The organism is Pseudomonas baltica (assembly GCF_031880315.1).
Taxonomy (GTDB): Bacteria; Pseudomonadota; Gammaproteobacteria; order Pseudomonadales; family Pseudomonadaceae; genus Aquipseudomonas.
In genome coordinates, this window is sequence record NZ_CP134771.1 from 4,046,772 (window position 1) to 4,062,152 (window position 15,381).

11 protein-coding genes are annotated in these 15,381 nt (G+C 61.8%); 10 read left to right on the top strand and 1 reads right to left on the bottom strand.

From position 1 onward, the window contains the following. Nucleotides 1-20 precede the first annotated feature (20 nt). From waaF to REH34_RS18135, 5 genes are all read left to right on the top strand, one after another. On the top strand, nucleotides 21-1,070 hold the full coding sequence (waaF, locus tag REH34_RS18115) for a lipopolysaccharide heptosyltransferase II (protein WP_226504242.1): 1,050 nt from the start codon (nucleotides 21-23) through the stop codon (nucleotides 1,068-1,070). Between the two features lies 1 nt (nucleotide 1,071). Further along, nucleotides 1,072-2,133, top strand: a complete 1,062-nt coding sequence (gene waaC / locus REH34_RS18120; RefSeq protein ID WP_311972114.1) for a lipopolysaccharide heptosyltransferase I — start codon at nucleotides 1,072-1,074, stop codon at nucleotides 2,131-2,133. Continuing rightward, nucleotides 2,133-3,254 carry a glycosyltransferase family 4 protein gene (locus REH34_RS18125; RefSeq protein WP_311968676.1) on the top strand — a complete coding sequence of 374 codons (1,122 nt, stop codon included), beginning with the start codon at nucleotides 2,133-2,135 and terminating at the stop codon, nucleotides 3,252-3,254. The genes waaC and REH34_RS18125 overlap by 1 nt, the downstream gene beginning before the upstream one ends. Continuing rightward, nucleotides 3,251-4,057 carry a lipopolysaccharide core heptose(I) kinase RfaP gene (gene rfaP, locus REH34_RS18130; protein ID WP_226504244.1) on the top strand — a complete coding sequence of 269 codons (807 nt, stop codon included), beginning with the start codon at nucleotides 3,251-3,253 and terminating at the stop codon, nucleotides 4,055-4,057. Before REH34_RS18125 ends, rfaP begins: the two co-directional genes overlap by 4 nt. A gap of 63 nt (nucleotides 4,058-4,120) precedes the next feature. Then, nucleotides 4,121-5,557 carry a lipopolysaccharide kinase InaA family protein gene (locus tag REH34_RS18135; RefSeq protein ID WP_311968677.1) on the top strand — a complete coding sequence of 479 codons (1,437 nt, stop codon included), beginning with the start codon at nucleotides 4,121-4,123 and terminating at the stop codon, nucleotides 5,555-5,557. A 164-nt stretch (nucleotides 5,558-5,721) separates the two neighbouring features. Here REH34_RS18135 and REH34_RS18140 read toward each other — a convergent pair whose 3' ends face one another. Further along, nucleotides 5,722-7,770, bottom strand: coding sequence for a TonB-dependent receptor (locus REH34_RS18140; RefSeq protein WP_311972115.1), 2,049 nt, complete (start codon nucleotides 7,768-7,770; stop codon nucleotides 5,722-5,724). A gap of 556 nt (nucleotides 7,771-8,326) precedes the next feature. Between REH34_RS18140 and REH34_RS18145 the strand changes: the two genes are divergently transcribed. From REH34_RS18145 to REH34_RS18165, 5 genes are all read left to right on the top strand, one after another. Next, entirely contained in the window at nucleotides 8,327-10,069 is a 1,743-nt protein-coding gene (locus tag REH34_RS18145; RefSeq protein ID WP_226504247.1) for a carbamoyltransferase, read from the top strand. Continuing rightward, the gene (locus tag REH34_RS18150; protein ID WP_311968678.1) at nucleotides 10,066-10,974 is read left to right on the top strand and encodes a glycosyltransferase family A protein; all 909 of its coding nucleotides are present in this window, start codon (nucleotides 10,066-10,068) and stop codon (nucleotides 10,972-10,974) included. The genes REH34_RS18145 and REH34_RS18150 overlap by 4 nt, the downstream gene beginning before the upstream one ends. 5 nt (nucleotides 10,975-10,979) lie before the next feature. After that, complete coding sequence (locus REH34_RS18155; RefSeq protein WP_311968679.1) at nucleotides 10,980-12,458, top strand: hypothetical protein; 1,479 nt, start codon at nucleotides 10,980-10,982, stop codon at nucleotides 12,456-12,458. A 215-nt stretch (nucleotides 12,459-12,673) separates the two neighbouring features. After that, a complete protein-coding gene (gene msbA, locus REH34_RS18160; RefSeq protein WP_311968680.1) occupies nucleotides 12,674-14,488 on the top strand; it encodes a lipid A export permease/ATP-binding protein MsbA in 1,815 nt (604 codons plus the stop codon). After that, entirely contained in the window at nucleotides 14,482-15,378 is an 897-nt protein-coding gene (locus REH34_RS18165; protein ID WP_226504251.1) for a GNAT family N-acetyltransferase, read from the top strand. Before msbA ends, REH34_RS18165 begins: the two co-directional genes overlap by 7 nt. Nucleotides 15,379-15,381: the final 3 nt, after the last annotated feature.

Sequence of the window (15,381 nt, forward strand, 5' to 3'; positions counted from 1 at the left end):
CGATCGTTTCTGGAAAGAACATGAACATTCTGATCATTGGACCCAGCTGGGTTGGCGACATGGTGATGGCGCAGACACTGTTCCAGTGCCTCAAGCAACGCCATCCGGAGTGCGCCATCGACGTGCTGGCCCCCGAGTGGAGCCGGCCGATCCTCGAGCGCATGCCCGAGGTCCGGCGTGCCCTGAGCTTCCCGCTCGGCCATGGCGCGCTGGAGCTGGCCACCCGCAGGCGCATCGGCAAGTCGCTCAAGGGCCAGTACGATCAGGCGATCCTGCTGCCCAATTCGCTGAAGTCTGCGCTGGTGCCGTTTTTCGCCGGTATTCCCAAGCGCACCGGCTGGCGTGGCGAGTTTCGCTACGGCCTGCTCAATGATGTGCGTACCCTGGACAAGGCCCGCTATCCGTTGATGATCGAGCGCTTCATGGCCCTGGCTTACGCGCCGGGCGCGCAGTTGGCGCAACCTTATCCACAGCCGCGCTTGCAGATCGATGCCGATAGCCGCGCCGCAGCGCTGGCCAAGTTCGGCCTGGTGCTCGACCGCCCGGTGCTGGTGCTGTGCCCCGGTGCCGAGTTCGGCGAGGCCAAGCGCTGGCCCTCCGAGCACTATGCCCAAGTTGCCGAGAACCGTATCCGTGAAGGCTGGCAGGTGTGGCTGTTCGGTTCGAAGAAGGATCACCCGGTCGGTGAGGCGATCCGCGAGCGGCTGATTCCGGGGCTGCGAGAAGAGTCGGTGAACCTCAGTGGCGAGACCTCGCTGGCCGAGGCGATCGACCTGATGTCGTGCGCCGAGGCGGTGGTGTCCAACGACTCCGGCCTGATGCACGTCGCCGCAGCGCTCAACCGCCCGCTGGTCGCCGTGTATGGCTCGACCTCGCCGGGTTTCACGCCGCCGCTGGCCGATCAGGTCGAAGTGGTGCGCCTGGGGCTCGATTGCAGCCCGTGCTTCGATCGCACCTGCCGATTTGGCCACTACAATTGCCTGCGGCTGCTGGAGCCGCAGCGCGTGGTCTCAGCCCTGGAAACCCTGCAAGGCCCGGAACGGGTCGATGCGCTGGTCGAGGTCGACTGAAGTGCGGGTACTGCTGATCAAGACGTCATCGCTGGGCGATGTCATTCATACCCTGCCGGCCCTGACCGATGCCGCACGGGCCATCCCTGGCATTCGCTTCGACTGGGTGGTGGAAGAAGGCTTCGTCGAGTTGCCGAGCTGGCACCCTGCGGTGGATAAAGTCATCCCGGTGGCCATCCGCCGCTGGCGCAAGAACCTGTGGCAGACCCACAAGTCCGGCGAGTGGAAGCTGTTCAAGCAGCGCGTTCGCGAGCGCCATTACGATCTGGTGATCGACGCCCAGGGCCTGCTCAAAAGCGCCTGGCTGACGCGCTACGTGAAGGCCCCAGTGGCCGGCCTTGACCCAAAATCGGTGCGCGAACCGATGGCCAGCCGCTTCTATGATCGGCGCCTGGCGGTAAGCCGCAATCAGCACGCGGTCGAGCGTTTGCGCCAGTTGTTCGCTCTGGCGCTGGGCTACGACCTGCCCGCCAGCCTTGGCGACTACGGTCTCGATCATTCGCAATTGTTCACCGGGCCTGCACTGCGGCCGTTCGTGATGTTCTTGCATGGCACCACCTGGGACACCAAGTTCTGGCCCGAGGCCTACTGGCGCGAACTGGCTGAACGCCTGGGCCTGGCGGGTATCGATGTGCGCCTGCCATGGGGCAACCAGGCCGAGCAGGCGCGCGCCTATCGCATCGCCACGGGCTTGAATAACGTCCATGTACTGCCCAAATTGAACCTGGCGGGGGTGGCCAAGGTGCTGGCCTCGGCCAAGGCCTGCGTGGCGGTCGATACCGGTCTCGGGCACTTGGCGGCGGCGCTGGATGTGCCCACGCTGTCGTTGTTCGGCCCTACCAATCCGGGGTTGACCGGTGCCTACGGCAAGGGCCAGGTGCACTTGGCGAGCGACTTCGCCTGCGCGCCCTGCCTGCAGAAAAAATGCACGTATCAACCGACGCCAGATGACCTGGTGAAATTCAATATCAAGCGCGAGTGGCCTTTGTGCTTCACGCGCGTCAATCCCGAGCGTGTGGCAGGCCGACTGAGCGCGTTGTTACTGGCTGAGGATCTTCGTTGATGCAACTGGCATTCGTGCTCTACAAATACTTTCCATTTGGCGGCTTGCAGCGTGATTTCATGCGCATCGCCCTGGAATGCCAGCAGCGTGGGCATCAGATTCGCGTGTACACCTTGATCTGGGAGGGCGACGTGCCCCCCGGTTTCGAAGTGCTGGTTGCGCCGGTCAAGGCCCTCTTCAATCATCGGCGCAACGAGAAACTATTGGCGTGGATGCAGGCCGACCTGGCCAAGCGCCCGGTCGATCGAGTAATCGGCTTCAACAAGATGCCCGGTCTCGACGTTTACTACGCCGCCGACGGCTGCTTCGAGGACAAGGCGCAGACCCTGCGCAATGGCCTCTACCGCCGTTGGGGTCGGTATCGCCACTTTGCCGAATACGAGCGGGCGGTGTTTGCCCCCGAAGCGAAAACCGACGTGTTGATGATTTCCGAGGTGCAGCAGCCGCTGTTCATCAAGCATTACCACACGCCGTTGCAGCGCTTCCATCTGCTGCCGCCAGGCATTGCGCTGGATCGCCGCGCGCCGGCCAATGCGGCCGAAATTCGCGCCGAGTTTCGTGGCGAGTTCATGCTCGAAGACGATGAACTGCTGATCGTGCAGATCGGTTCGGGGTTCAAGACCAAGGGTGTCGATCGCAGCCTCAAGGCGTTGGCGGGGTTGCCGTCGGCGCTGCGCAAGCGCGTACGCATGTTGGTTATCGGCCAGGATGATCCCAAGGTGTTCCAACTGCAAAGCGTAGCGCTGGGCCTTGGTGATCGTGTGCAGTTCCTCAAGGGCCGCAGTGATATTCCGCGTTTCCTGCTGGGGGCCGACCTGTTGATTCATCCGGCCTATAACGAGAACACCGGCACGGTGCTACTCGAAGCCCAAGTGGCTGGTTTGCCGGTGCTGGTGTCCGCCGTGTGCGGCTATGCCCACTACATTGCCGAGGCCGACAGTGGCCTGGTGCTCGACGAGCCGTTCGAACAGGCGCAGCTCAATCGTTATCTCGAGACCATGCTCAGTGACGACGAGGCGCGTGCGACCTGGTCGCGCAATGGCCTGGCGTTCGCCGACACGGCCGACCTCTACAGCATGCCGCAGCACGCGGCCGATGTGATTCTGGCGGAGCGCCCATGAAGCTGAAACTGGCCGAGCCGTTCCAGCGCCTGTGGGCCGGGCGCGATCCCTTTGTTGAAGTCGAGGGCTTACAGGGGGTGGTCTACCGCGAACTCGAGGCGCGACGCACCTTGCGCACCGAGGTGGCAGGGCGCGGCTATTTCGTCAAGATCCATCGCGGCATCGGCTGGGGCGAGATCTTCAAGAATCTGCTGACCGCCAAACTGCCCGTGTTGGGTGCCGGCCAGGAATGGCAGGCCATCCAGCGGCTGCAAGAGGTCGGGGTGCCGACCATGACCGCCGTGGCCTACGGCGAGCGCGGCAGCAATCCGGCCGATCAGCATTCGTTCATCGTCACCGAAGAGCTGGCGCCGACCGTCAGTCTTGAGGACTACAGCCTCGACTGGGAGAAAAACCCGCCAGCCCCGGCCCTCAAACATGCACTGATTGCCGAGGTGGCACGCATGACCGGCATGATGCACCGCGCCGGGGTCAATCATCGCGACTGCTATATCTGCCATTTTTTGCTGCACACCGACACCGAGGTCACCCCTGAGCATTTCAAGCTTTCGGTGATCGACCTGCACCGTGCCCAGACCCGCTCGCGCATCAGCCGCCGCTGGCGCGACAAGGACTTGGCCGCGCTGTATTTTTCGGCATTGGGCATTGGCCTGACGCAGCGCGACAAGCTGCGTTTTCTGCAAGGCTATTTCCAGCAGCCACTGCGCCAGATCCTGCGCGACGAGGCGTCGTTGCTGGGCTGGCTGGACGGCAAGGCGAACAAGCTGCTCGATCGAAAGCAGCGTTATGGTGATGCCCTTTGACCGTGTCGATGTCCCCGCTTCATGGGCGCCTGATGCCCACAGTCCTTGCCGGGAGGCATGCTGATGCGTTTGTCTGAACTCAAATCGCTGGGCCGTACGCCAGCGCTGCCGATCGATATCCGGCTGGCCGATGCCGCAGGCGCCGGGACCTTGCAATTGCTCAGCCTGCTGCGTGTGCTGCCGGGGCAACGTTACGTAGGCGCCGCCGTGTGGCGCGGGCGCCCGGTGCTGGCCAAATTGCTGGTGGGTAGCCGCGCGGCGCGGCATTTCCAGCGCGAGGTCGCTGGCGTCAAGGCGCTGGCCGCCCAAGGCCTGCCAACCCCGACGCTGCTTGCCGAGGGCTTGCAGGAAGGCGAGGGCGGCTGGTTGCTGTTCGAGTTTTTACCGCAGGCGCAGAGCCTGGCGCAGGCCTGGGCCGAGGTTGAAGCGCTGCCGATGTTGGCCGATGAGCAACAAGCGGTGCTGGCCGAGGCATTGACCGCGGTGGCGCAGATGCATGCCAAGGGCCTGTGGCAGGAGGACCTGCACCTCGACAACCTGCTGCGAGCCAACGGGCAGCTGTATTTGATCGACGGCGCCGGCATTCAAGTCGAGCAGGCCGGGCAGCCGTTGTCGCGCCCCAAAGTGCTGGAAAATCTGGGGGTGTTGTTCGCCCAGCTGCCCAAGACGCTGGAACCTTTTATCGAAGAATTGCTGGTGCACTATCTGCTGGCCAACGGCGAGCACGGCTTGCCGCTGGAGGCGCTGCTCAAGCAGATCGACAAGGTCCGCCAGTGGCGCCTGCGTGACTTCATTGCCAAGGTCGGCCGTGAATGCAGTCTCTTCTCTGTGCATCGAGGTGCTTTCGCATTGCAGGCTGTTCGACGCCGCGAAGTAGCGGCGATGCAGCCGGTGCTGGAGCAGGCCGATGCCTTGCTCGATCAGGGCCTGCTGTACAAGACCGGCGGCGCGGCCACCGTGGGCAAAGTGGACGTCGGTGGGCGGCTGCTGGTGATCAAGCGTTACAACATCAAGGGTGTGGGGCACTGGTTCAAGCGTTTCTGGCGTCCGAGCCGGGCCTGGCATTCGTGGGTCGAGGGCAATCGCCTGGCGTTCCTCGGGATTGCCACCCCTACGCCACTGGCCGTGCTGGAGCATCGATTCCTGTGGTTGCGTCGGCGCGCCTATCTGGTGACCGAATACTGTGCCGGGACCGATGCCATCCGCCATCTGGAGCCATACCGCGACAGCGGCGAGATTCCCGAGGCCGAGCTGTCGGGGTTGCAGCAGTTGTTCAACGATTTGATTCGCCAGCGCATCAGCCATGGTGACATGAAGGGCTACAACCTGTTCTGGCAGGATGGGCGCTGGGCGTTGATCGATCTCGATGCGGTTTGTCAGCACGTCAGTGCGGGGAGTTTCGCCCCGGCGTTCGAGCGGGATCGGGCGCGGTTTTTGCGTAATTGGCCACAAGGATCGGCACTGCATTGCGTGCTCGACGAGCAGTTACCGCGGATGTGACACCACCCTCCACCTGTAGCAAGGGGGGCTTGCCCCCGCAGATAACGCAGGAAAGGTCGAGGGTTGCCCCGAGCGCTTACACTGAAACACTTTATCCGCAGCACTTAGGGCCCGCTGATCAGCAAGAATGCAGACCTCTTTAGCACCTCGCAAATCTGGACCGATTATTCAAACTGATACTGCACCCCAGCCCCCGCATACCACGAGCGGCCGGGGGCGGCTTCGTAATAACGGTTATTGCTGTCACCCACGATCACCGAACCCACATATTGCCGATCCAGCAAATTATCCAGCCGCAGCGTCTGGTGAAAAGTCCAGTGCTCGACCTTCTGCTCGAAGCGCGCGCGCCAGTTGAACACCGCATAGGCTGGTGCAGGCTTTTGATCGTTGGTGTCCTCGACATAGACCTTGCTGCGGTACATCCCCTCTAGCGCAGTGCTGATCCAGTCGCGGGGCTTCCAGTCGAGTTCGCCGAACAGGGTATCTTTCGGTACGCCAGGCAGGTTGTTGCCCTTGTCGATGAGGGTGGCGCCACTGGTGAAGTCGCTGTCGTATTGCGCCACCAAATGCGTGTAGGCAATCTGCGTGCTCCACTGCTCGCCGAGCTGGCTGTCGATGCCCAGTTCCAGGCCGCGGCGCAGGGTGCGACCGGCGTTCTGGTAGCTGGTGCGGCCGTTGTTCGAACCAGCCACCACCAGCTCGTCGTCGGTGGTGATCTGGAAGACCGCCAGATTGATACGGGTATCGTTCAATACCTTGGCCTTCAGGCCGATTTCATATTGCTTGCTGGTGGAAGGCTTGAGGCCGAAGTTGAAGCCTTCGGAGGCGCCCGGCGCGTAGGCCATCTCCGCTTGCGTTGGGGTCTCGAAGCCTTTGCCGGCGCTGATATACCCGTGCAGGTTCTCGGTGAACGCGTACATGGCGCTGACCGAGGGGCTGTTCTGCTGGTAGTCCTTGCTGCCGCTGGCGTCGCCGTTGCTCAAATAATGATCGCTGACGTCCATCTTCATGGTGCTGTGGCGCACGCCGGCCTGGAAGGTCCAGTCGCCCAAGGCCCAGTTGGTTTGCACGAAGGGATCCAGGCTGGTGGCGGTGTCGACTTCGTCGCGGGCCAGGGCGCCTTTGACACCCAGCTCGGTGGCGGTGTAGTTCTGGTAGCCGGTGCGGTCGTCCTGGCTGCGGTCGTAATCCAGGCCGGCGATGATGGTCAGGTCGCCGGGCGCCTGGCTGATGGGTTGCAGCCAGTGCACGCTGCCGCCGTAGAACTTGCGGTCGAAATCGACCACGCCGCCGCCGCGGATGTTGGCCGGCGTTTTTTGCGGGATCGACAGATATTGCAGCACGCTGCGGGTGCCGGTGTAGGCGTTGACCTGCAGCGTCGCATCGCCGAAATAACGCTCGTAGTTCATGCCCAGCTGCTGGTGGTCGATGCTCTTGCGCGTGTTGTAGGTCAGCGCGCCAGCCGTCACCGAGCGCGGATCGGCCTTGTACGCGGCCCAGGTCTGCCCTAGCGGGTCCTGGGTGCCGTTCTGCTCCAAGCTGCTGTAGATCAGCGCCATCTTGCTGTCGTCGTCGGGCTTGAAGTTGACCTTGGCGAAGGTCTGGTCGCGGCGTGCGGCACTGTGGTCGCGGTAGCCATCGGTGTCCATGCGCGAAGCGTCCAGCACGAAGCCGACGCCATCCGCTGCGCCCTCGGCGGTCAGGTGGTTCTTGCTCAGGCCATCGCTGCCCACCAGCGTTTCGGCACCAATTCGCGGCGCGCCTTCGCCATCCCTGGAAAACATCTGGATCACCCCGCCGGCATTGCTGCCGTACTGCGTCGCTGCCGGGCCCCGCAGCACTTCGATGCGGTCAGCCGTATCGAGGTTGAAAGTCGCCGCCTGACCTTGGCCATCCGGGGTGCTGGCGGGGATGCCATCGGCGATCAGCTTCAGGCCACGCACCCCAAAAGCCGAGCGCGCACCGAAGCCGCGCGACGAGATCTGCAGATCCTGCGCGTAATTCTGACGATTTTGCACCACCAGCCCCGGCACCCGGCTGAGCACTTCCGAGGCGTTGATGCGCAACTGCCCGTCGTTGATCTGCTCGCGGCTGACACTGTCGACCGAATACGGCAGGTCGAAACTGCTGCTGGCGCTGCGCGACCCGGTTACTACGGTGGAATCAAGGACGATCTCTGGCGTATCGGCGTGGCTCAGCGTCGGGCAGGCCATGCCGCCGAGGATCAGGCAGCGCAGGAGGCGAGAGGCCTGAAGGGCAGGCAGCAGGGTTTTCATGGGGCGCAGTACCGGAGTGGGAGTCGAGCGTGGTGGGTATTTTAGCGGGTGTTGCAAGCATCGGCGCGGATAATGATGCTTGGGTTTGAGGGGGGGGGGGGCACTCACTACGATTTCGGACATTTCCTACGCGCTATTCGGAATCTGCCGACTGCGAAGCTTTGAGCGGTTTCGGCGATGCGCAATACCCGATGCTGTGAGCCCCGCAGAAACCTCCCGAAGCATTTTCCCGGACTAATCCGATTGCCTCTCCCCTGCTTTTTTGCGTCAATGCGCCGCCCCGGTTGCTGGGTAAAAATTTCTCTGCGCACAGTGAACCGTCAGCCCGCTGGCGAATCCGATATGACGCTGTGCTAGGGTGTCGAGCGCGACCAGGTACAAGGGTTTTCGAGCGGCTACAGGTGGTGTTGTTTGGGGTATAATCGGCCCCTTTAGCCGCCAGCAGCCCAGATTGGCTGCGGTGCATCATTTCAGATTAATAGAGGCTCGACCCTTGGCATTGACGATTCTTGGCCTGTCCGGCGCCCTAAGCCATGATCCATCCGCTGCGCTGTACATCGACGGCAAGTTGATCGCGGCCGCCGAAGAAGAGCGCTTCGTGCGTGACAAGCATGCAAAGAACCGCATGCCTTACGAGTCCGCCAAGTTCTGCCTGGAGCAGGCCGGCATCAAACCGTCCGACGTCGATGTCGTGGCCATTCCTTTCGCGCCGATCAGCCTGTTCGGCGAAGCCCGCTGGCATTACGCCAAGCGCTACTGGTATGCCCCGGATCGTGCCCTTGACGCTATCCTCATGGGCAACCGTCGCTACAAGCGCTATCGCAACAAGATCGTCTGGTGCCTTGAACAGCTGGGCTTCGATCCGAAGAAAATCAAGATCGAACCCGTCGAGCATCACCTGGCTCACGCCTCCAGTGCCTACCACTGCTCGGGTTTCCAGGAAAAGACCGCGATCCTCGGCATCGACGGCAAGGGCGAGTACGCCACCACGTTCTTCGGCTATGGCGAAAACGGCAAGATCCACAAGATCAAGGAATTCTTCGACCCGGACTCCCTCGGCGGCCTCTATGGCGCGATCACCGAGTTCCTCGGTTTCGAGATGCTCGACGGCGAATTCAAAGTCATGGGCATGGCGCCATACGGTGATGCCAGCAAGTACGATTTCTCGCGTCTGGCCAGTTTCGAGAATGGCGAACTGGTGATCAACACCGACTACGCCAACGTCATCGGCCTGCGCCGCTATAAAGAGAAGGGCAAGGGCTTCTACTTCTCGCCCAAGCTTATCGAATGGCTGGGCCCCAAGCGTGAAGGCGATATCGCCGACGAGCCCTACATCCATTACGCCGCGAGCATGCAAGCGCTGTTCGAGAAGCTGGCCCTGCAGATGATCGACCACTACCTGGGCGACATCCTCAAGGAGACCGGCAAGCTGGCTTTCGCAGGTGGTTGCGCGTTGAACGTCAAGCTCAACCAGAAAATCATCGCCCGCGACGACGTCAAGGAGCTGTTCGTGCAACCTGCTTCGGGCGACGCCGGTACTGCGGTGGGCGCTGCGGCCTATGTCTCCCACGCACGGGGTGTGCCGGTGGAGAAGATGGAGCACGTGTACCTCGGCCCGTCCTACAGCAACGAAGATGTGATCGCGGCCTGTGCGCGGCATCCGAGCAAGCCGAACTGGACGCAAATCACCGACACCCCCGAGCGTATTGCCAAGATCATGGTCGAGGGCAATCCGGTCGCCTGGTTCCAGGGGCGCATGGAATTCGGCCCGCGGGCCCTGGGCGGTCGTTCCATCATCGGCTGTCCGAGCATTGCAGGCGTGGCTGACCGCATCAATCACCAGATCAAGTTCCGCGAGCGCTGGAGGCCTTTCTGCCCGTCGATGCTCGACACCGTCGCGCCACAGATGATCAAGATCGATCACCCGGCGCCGTTCATGACCTTCACCTTCGAGGTATCCGAAGAGTGGAAGGCCCGCGTGCCGGAAGTCGTGCACGAAGACGGCACGTCTCGTGCTCAGGTGCTCAAGCGTGAATACAACCCGCGCTATTACGACATGATGAAGGCCCTGGAGGTGCTGACCGGCAACGGCGTATCGCTGAATACCTCGTTGAACCGTCGTGGCGAGCCGATGATCTGCTCGCCTACCGATGCGCTGAACATGTTCTTCGGGTCTGACCTGCAGTACTTGATCATGGAAGATATTCTGGTCATCAAGGACACAGTAACTGCATGACAACATCGCCTACATTGATCAGCGTGGTTGTACCGACCTACAACTACGCGCGTTATCTACATCGCGCCCTGGACTCTATCCTCGGCCAATGGGCTGATGACCTTGAACTGATCATTGTCGACGATGGTTCCACAGACAACACCGCGCAGATCGCACAGGGTTATGTGTCGCGTTTCGCCTCGGTGCGTTATGTCTATCAAGACAACGCCGGGCCGGCTGCGGCGCGCAACCATGGCGTCAGCCTGGCGCAGGGGCGGTTCGTCCTGCCGGTGGATTCCGATGACGAGCTGATCAATGGTGCGATCGCCGTGCTGCGCGCCATGGTGCAAGCCACGCCCCACGCGCAGGTGATTGTCGGCGCACACATATCGGTTTACCCAGACGGGCGCGAGCGTACGCGCCTGCCGGTGCCAGTGCCGGCTATGGCGCCCAGGGCCATTACCTGCCGCTATCTGCTCGAAAAGCGCATCTCCTTCGCCCCCAGCAGCATCCTGATTTGCCGCGATCTGCTGTTGCAGCGGCCTTATCCGGAACAACTGCGTACGGGCGAAGATATCCCGGTTTTTGCCTATCTGCTGGTCACGGCCGAGCGGATCATGGTCACCGACCAGGTGATAGCGCGTATCCACAAGCACCCCGACAGCCTGCGCAACGATCGCCGGGACGAAGAGGCGTTGGCCTTGGCGATGGTGCAGGAAGTATTTACCGGGCTGCCGCCTGAATGCCAATCGTTGCGTACCCGTTATGAGGCGCAGCGCTATCTGTCGCTGTTCCGCGCCGCTGTACGGGACGATGATCGTTCGACCGCACGGCGCTTCTATCGCCGCGCCTTGTACCTGAGTGCGAAGCAGGCATTGCGCTGGGTGTACGTTCGTAAAGCCATTCGCTTGTTCTTCAAGGATTAGTCTGCATGCGGTCAGTGGTTTCGGTGGCGAGTCACAACTCGTTCGTCACAGTGTTGAAAAGCCTTTCGCCCCTCTGGTTGACGTTCATTGCCAGCTTGCTGCTGTCGCTGATCGCTATCGCAGGTACCGATATCCTTGCTCGCGACGCCGCGTTCTACATGGACATCGCCAATCAGGTGAACATCCAGGGGCCGCGGGTCGCGCTGACGATGTTCGATTGGCCGTGGTTCGCCATGCTGATCGCCGGCACCCACGCGCTGACCCATCTGCCGCTCGAGACCTGCGCTCATCTTTACTGCGCGCTGTTCATGGCGGGCACCTGCACCCTGCTGGTCGACTGCATTCGCCAACGAGTTCCTGAAGCAACCTGGTGGGGCTGTCTGGTGGTGCTGGCCATGCCGGCGATCAACCAGTTTCGCTGGGATATCATTCGCGAAGAGGGCTTCTGGTTTTTCTGCACCCTGGCCCTTTGGCTGGCGCTGCGCTGGGAAACCCGTGGTGGCTGGCTGCGCGCCGCGGCGATCTACGCAGCCGTGGCGGCGGCGGCGCTGTTCCGGCTCGAGGCCCTGACCGTGCTGGTCGCCTTGGGTGCATGGCAGTTGCCGAATCTGTTCATCAAAGGGCGCAGACGCACCTTTCTGGAGTTTTTCTGGCTGCCGCTGGTGTTGCTGATCCCCGCGCTGCTGCTGGTGATACCGCGTATCGATTGGCACTCCAGCCGCGTCGCCTACATGCTGGCCTTGATCGAGCCGCGGTCGGTGTTTGCCAGCTTCAACAAGCTGGCGGATCAGTTTGGCAGTTCGCTGGTCAACAAATATTCGGTCGATGAGGCCGGGCGCATCATCTTCATCGGATTGCTAGGCTCGTTGCTGATCAAGTTCGTCAATCTGATGGGCCCCTTCGCATTGCCGTTTCTTTGGCCGCGAGCATGGCGCAGCTGGCAGCTCTACTGGCAGGCGTTCCGACCATTTGCCTGGGTGGCGGCAGCCTATTTCGTCGTGATGATGCTGTTTTTCATCAATGCGCAGTTCATGATCGGGCGATACCTGAGCTTCCTTGATGTGATGGTGCTGCCGCTGCTGGCGATCGCGCTCAGTCAATTTGCCCAGGCCTGGCCGCGGTTGGCCAGAGTCGTGCTGGTGCTGGGGCTGTTGATGATGCTGGCCAATGTGGTTTCGCTGGGCACGAAGAAAACCAATTTCGTTGCCGCTGGGCAGTGGGTTGCTGCTAATATCGACGCGAAGGCCCCTGTTTTCTACGAAGATGGCCGCATTTCCTACTACGCTGGGCGGGGTTATCCACAGCCAACCATCCCTCGTGAAATCGCCACGGCCCCTGGCAACGCGCAGCAGTATGGATATTTCATCTTCGAGGCTGACCCAGGCGAGCCTTGGCTGCAGGCCTGGATGGCAGAGCATCAATTGCGGGTGCTGGCGCAATTCACTCAGCGCAAGGGCAAGACGGTCACGGTGGTCGGGCATTGATTGTGTATTAGCTGTTCTGGCCCCTTCGCGGGCAAGCCTTGCTCCCACAGGCATACAGTTGTGGGAGCAAGGCTTGCCCGCGAAGAGGCCGGTCGCAGCACCGCAGTTCCAGTAGCCTGCCCACGCACTGATACCCTCCTGATCTAGGCCGGCGCCCTGCATTCAGTGTTTGCAGGGTTGTGATAGGATTCGTTTTTTTTCGCCAACGGATACTCATGAGCAGTCCTGACCCTCGCGCCCAGTCCACGCTGAAGATCTACCTGCGCCTCCTCGGCTACGTGCGCCCTTATGCGGGCATGTTCGTGATGAGTATCGTGGGGTTCCTGATCTTCGCTTCCGCGCAACCGATCCTGGCCTATATCCTCAAGTACTTCGTCGACGGGCTTTCAAATCCCGAGGCCAGCCTGTTTCCAAACAACCCCTATCTGGGCCACCTGCAATTGCTGCAAGCCGTGCCGCTGATGATCGTGATCATCGCCGTTTGGCAGGGCATCGGATCGTTCATCGGCAACTATTTGCTGGCCAAGGTTTCCCTGGGGCTGATCCACGACCTGCGCGTGGCGCTGTTCAACAAGCTCCTCGCCCTGCCCAGTCGTTACTACGATAACCACAATTCGGGTCATATCATTTCGCGTATCACCTTCAACGTCACCATGGTGACAGGTGCTGCCACCGATGCCATCAAGGTGGTGTTTCGCGAAGGCCTCACCGTCGTGTTCCTGTTCATTTCGTTGGTATGGATGAACTGGAAGCTGACCCTGGTGATGCTGGCGATCCTGCCGTTGATCGCGCTCATGGTCAGCAGTAGCAGCAAGAAATTCCGCAAGCAGAGCAAGCGTATTCAGTCGGCCATGGGGGATGTCACCCACGTCGCCTCCGAGACCGTGCAAGGCTTTCGCGTGGTGCGCAGCTTTGGCGGTGAAGAGTACGAAGAGAACCGCTTTCGCGTCGCCAGCCAGAGCAATACCGATCGCCAACTGAAGATGAACCGTACCGGCTCCGTATATACGCCGATGCTGCAACTGGTGACCTACACCGGCATGGCCATCGTGATGTTTCTGGTCTTGTATCTGCGCGGCGATTCGTCGGCCGGTGAACTGGTGGCGTATATCACCATGGCGGGCCTGCTGCCCAAGCCGATCCGCCAGTTGTCGGAAGTCAGCTCGACCATCCAGAAAGGCGTGGCGGGTGCCGAGAGCATTTTCGAGCAGCTGGACGAAGATAACGAAGTGGACCAAGGCACGGTCAACATCGCCAAAGTCAGCGGCCGCCTCGAAGTGCAGCACCTGAGCTTCACCTATCCGGGGACCGAGCAACCCGTGCTCGATGACATCAGTTTTGTCGTCGAAGCCGGGCAGATGGTGGCGCTGGTCGGGCGTTCCGGCAGCGGCAAGTCGACCTTGGCTGCCTTGGTGCCGCGCTTCTATCAGCATGCCCATGGCCAGATCCTGCTCGACGATACGCCGATCCAGGACTTCACCCTGCGCAACCTGCGCCAGCACATTGCCTTGGTCAACCAGCAGGTGACTCTGTTCAACGACACCGTGGCCAACAACATTGCTTACGGCGACCTGGCCGGCGCGCCACTGGAAGATATCCAGGCGGCGGCGCAGCAAGCCTATGCGGACGAGTTCATCGTCAAAATGCCCAACGGCTACCACACCCTGGTGGGCGAGAACGGCGTGCTGCTGTCCGGCGGCCAACGTCAGCGTCTGGCGATCGCCCGGGCATTGCTCAAGAACGCGCCGGTGCTGATCCTGGACGAGGCCACGTCGGCGCTCGATACCGAGTCCGAACGGCACATTCAGGATGCCCTCGACAGCGTCATGAACAACCGCACCACCTTGGTGATCGCCCACCGTTTGAGCACGATCGAGAAAGCCGACCTGATCCTGGTCATGGATCAAGGCCGTATCGTCGAGCGCGGCACCCACGCGCAGTTGCTGGAAATGAACGGTTACTACGCGCGTCTGCATGCCCGCCAGTTCAAGGATGACGACGCCGTGCCTCATTCGGTCGAAGTATGCTGAGGGCGTTGCGCGCCTGGCGTGAGCGTGGCTGGACCGTGATCGACAGCAATGCCTATGCGCAGGCCTGGGAGCGCTTCGGCGGCAGCGTCGCCACCCACCCGCAAGTGGTCGAGCGGCTTGCCGGGCTGGCTGCTATCCCGGTGCGCTACTTGGGTTGGGAGCGCGACGGCGAGTTGCTCGCTGCGGTGCCTTGCTGGGGCCAGCACCTGGCGCTGTCCAAGGACGTGCTCAAGCGCGCCGGCAAGCGCGGGTTGTTCGATCTGGGCAACGCCGAGGTCATCCTGCCGGTGGCCGATGATGCTCAGGTAGAGGTGCGCCAGCGCATGCGCTATGTGTCCGAACTCAATGTCGGCAAGGTGCGCTCGCTCAAGCCGTTGCCTCAGGGCCTGGCCTTGGCCCGTGCCCCTGAAGATTATTCCAAGAAGTTTCGTTACAACCAGCGCCGCGAACAGCGTCTGCTGGAAGAGGCGGGTGGTCGGCTGAGCCCGATGACGCAGTTGTCGGCCGTCGAACAGGCGGCTATCTATGCCGATCTGTTCCAGCGTCGCTGGGGCTTCGAGGCACCGGGCAAGGCCCGGCTCGCCGAGGTGTTCGAGTTGTTGCGCGAGTTCATGACCGGCGCCGTGGTGTGGCTCGACGACGCACCGGTGGCGATCCAGATTCTTTACCGCGTCGAGGCGCCCAAGTGGGTGTCGCTGGAGTACATCAATGGTGGCGTCGATCCGCAAAGTCGTGATTTCAGCCCCGGCAGCGTGCTCAGCTTCGTCAATACCCAGCAGGCCTGGGAGCATGCACGGGCACTGGGCAAGCCGTTGCGCTACTCCTTCGGACGCGCCGACCGCGAATACAAGGGGCGCTGGTGCCACACCGTGCCGGCCTACCAGGTGTAATGC

Bases quoted from the DNA above. Each gene is read 5' to 3' on its own strand.
- rfaP (WP_226504244.1), top strand. From the start codon at position 3,251: ATGAAGCTGAAACTGGCCGAGCCGTTCCAGCGCCTGTGGGCCGGGCGC.
- REH34_RS18155 (WP_311968679.1), top strand. From the start codon at position 10,980: ATGCGGTCAGTGGTTTCGGTGGCGAGTCACAACTCGTTCGTCACAGTG.
- REH34_RS18150 (WP_311968678.1), top strand. From the start codon at position 10,066: ATGACAACATCGCCTACATTGATCAGCGTGGTTGTACCGACCTACAAC.
- REH34_RS18165 (WP_226504251.1), top strand. From the start codon at position 14,482: ATGCTGAGGGCGTTGCGCGCCTGGCGTGAGCGTGGCTGGACCGTGATC.
- REH34_RS18125 (WP_311968676.1), top strand. From the start codon at position 2,133: ATGCAACTGGCATTCGTGCTCTACAAATACTTTCCATTTGGCGGCTTG.
- msbA (WP_311968680.1), top strand. From the start codon at position 12,674: ATGAGCAGTCCTGACCCTCGCGCCCAGTCCACGCTGAAGATCTACCTG.
- REH34_RS18140 (WP_311972115.1), bottom strand. From the start codon at position 7,770: ATGGCCTGCCCGACGCTGAGCCACGCCGATACGCCAGAGATCGTCCTT.
- REH34_RS18135 (WP_311968677.1), top strand. From the start codon at position 4,121: ATGCGTTTGTCTGAACTCAAATCGCTGGGCCGTACGCCAGCGCTGCCG.
- waaF (WP_226504242.1), top strand. From the start codon at position 21: ATGAACATTCTGATCATTGGACCCAGCTGGGTTGGCGACATGGTGATG.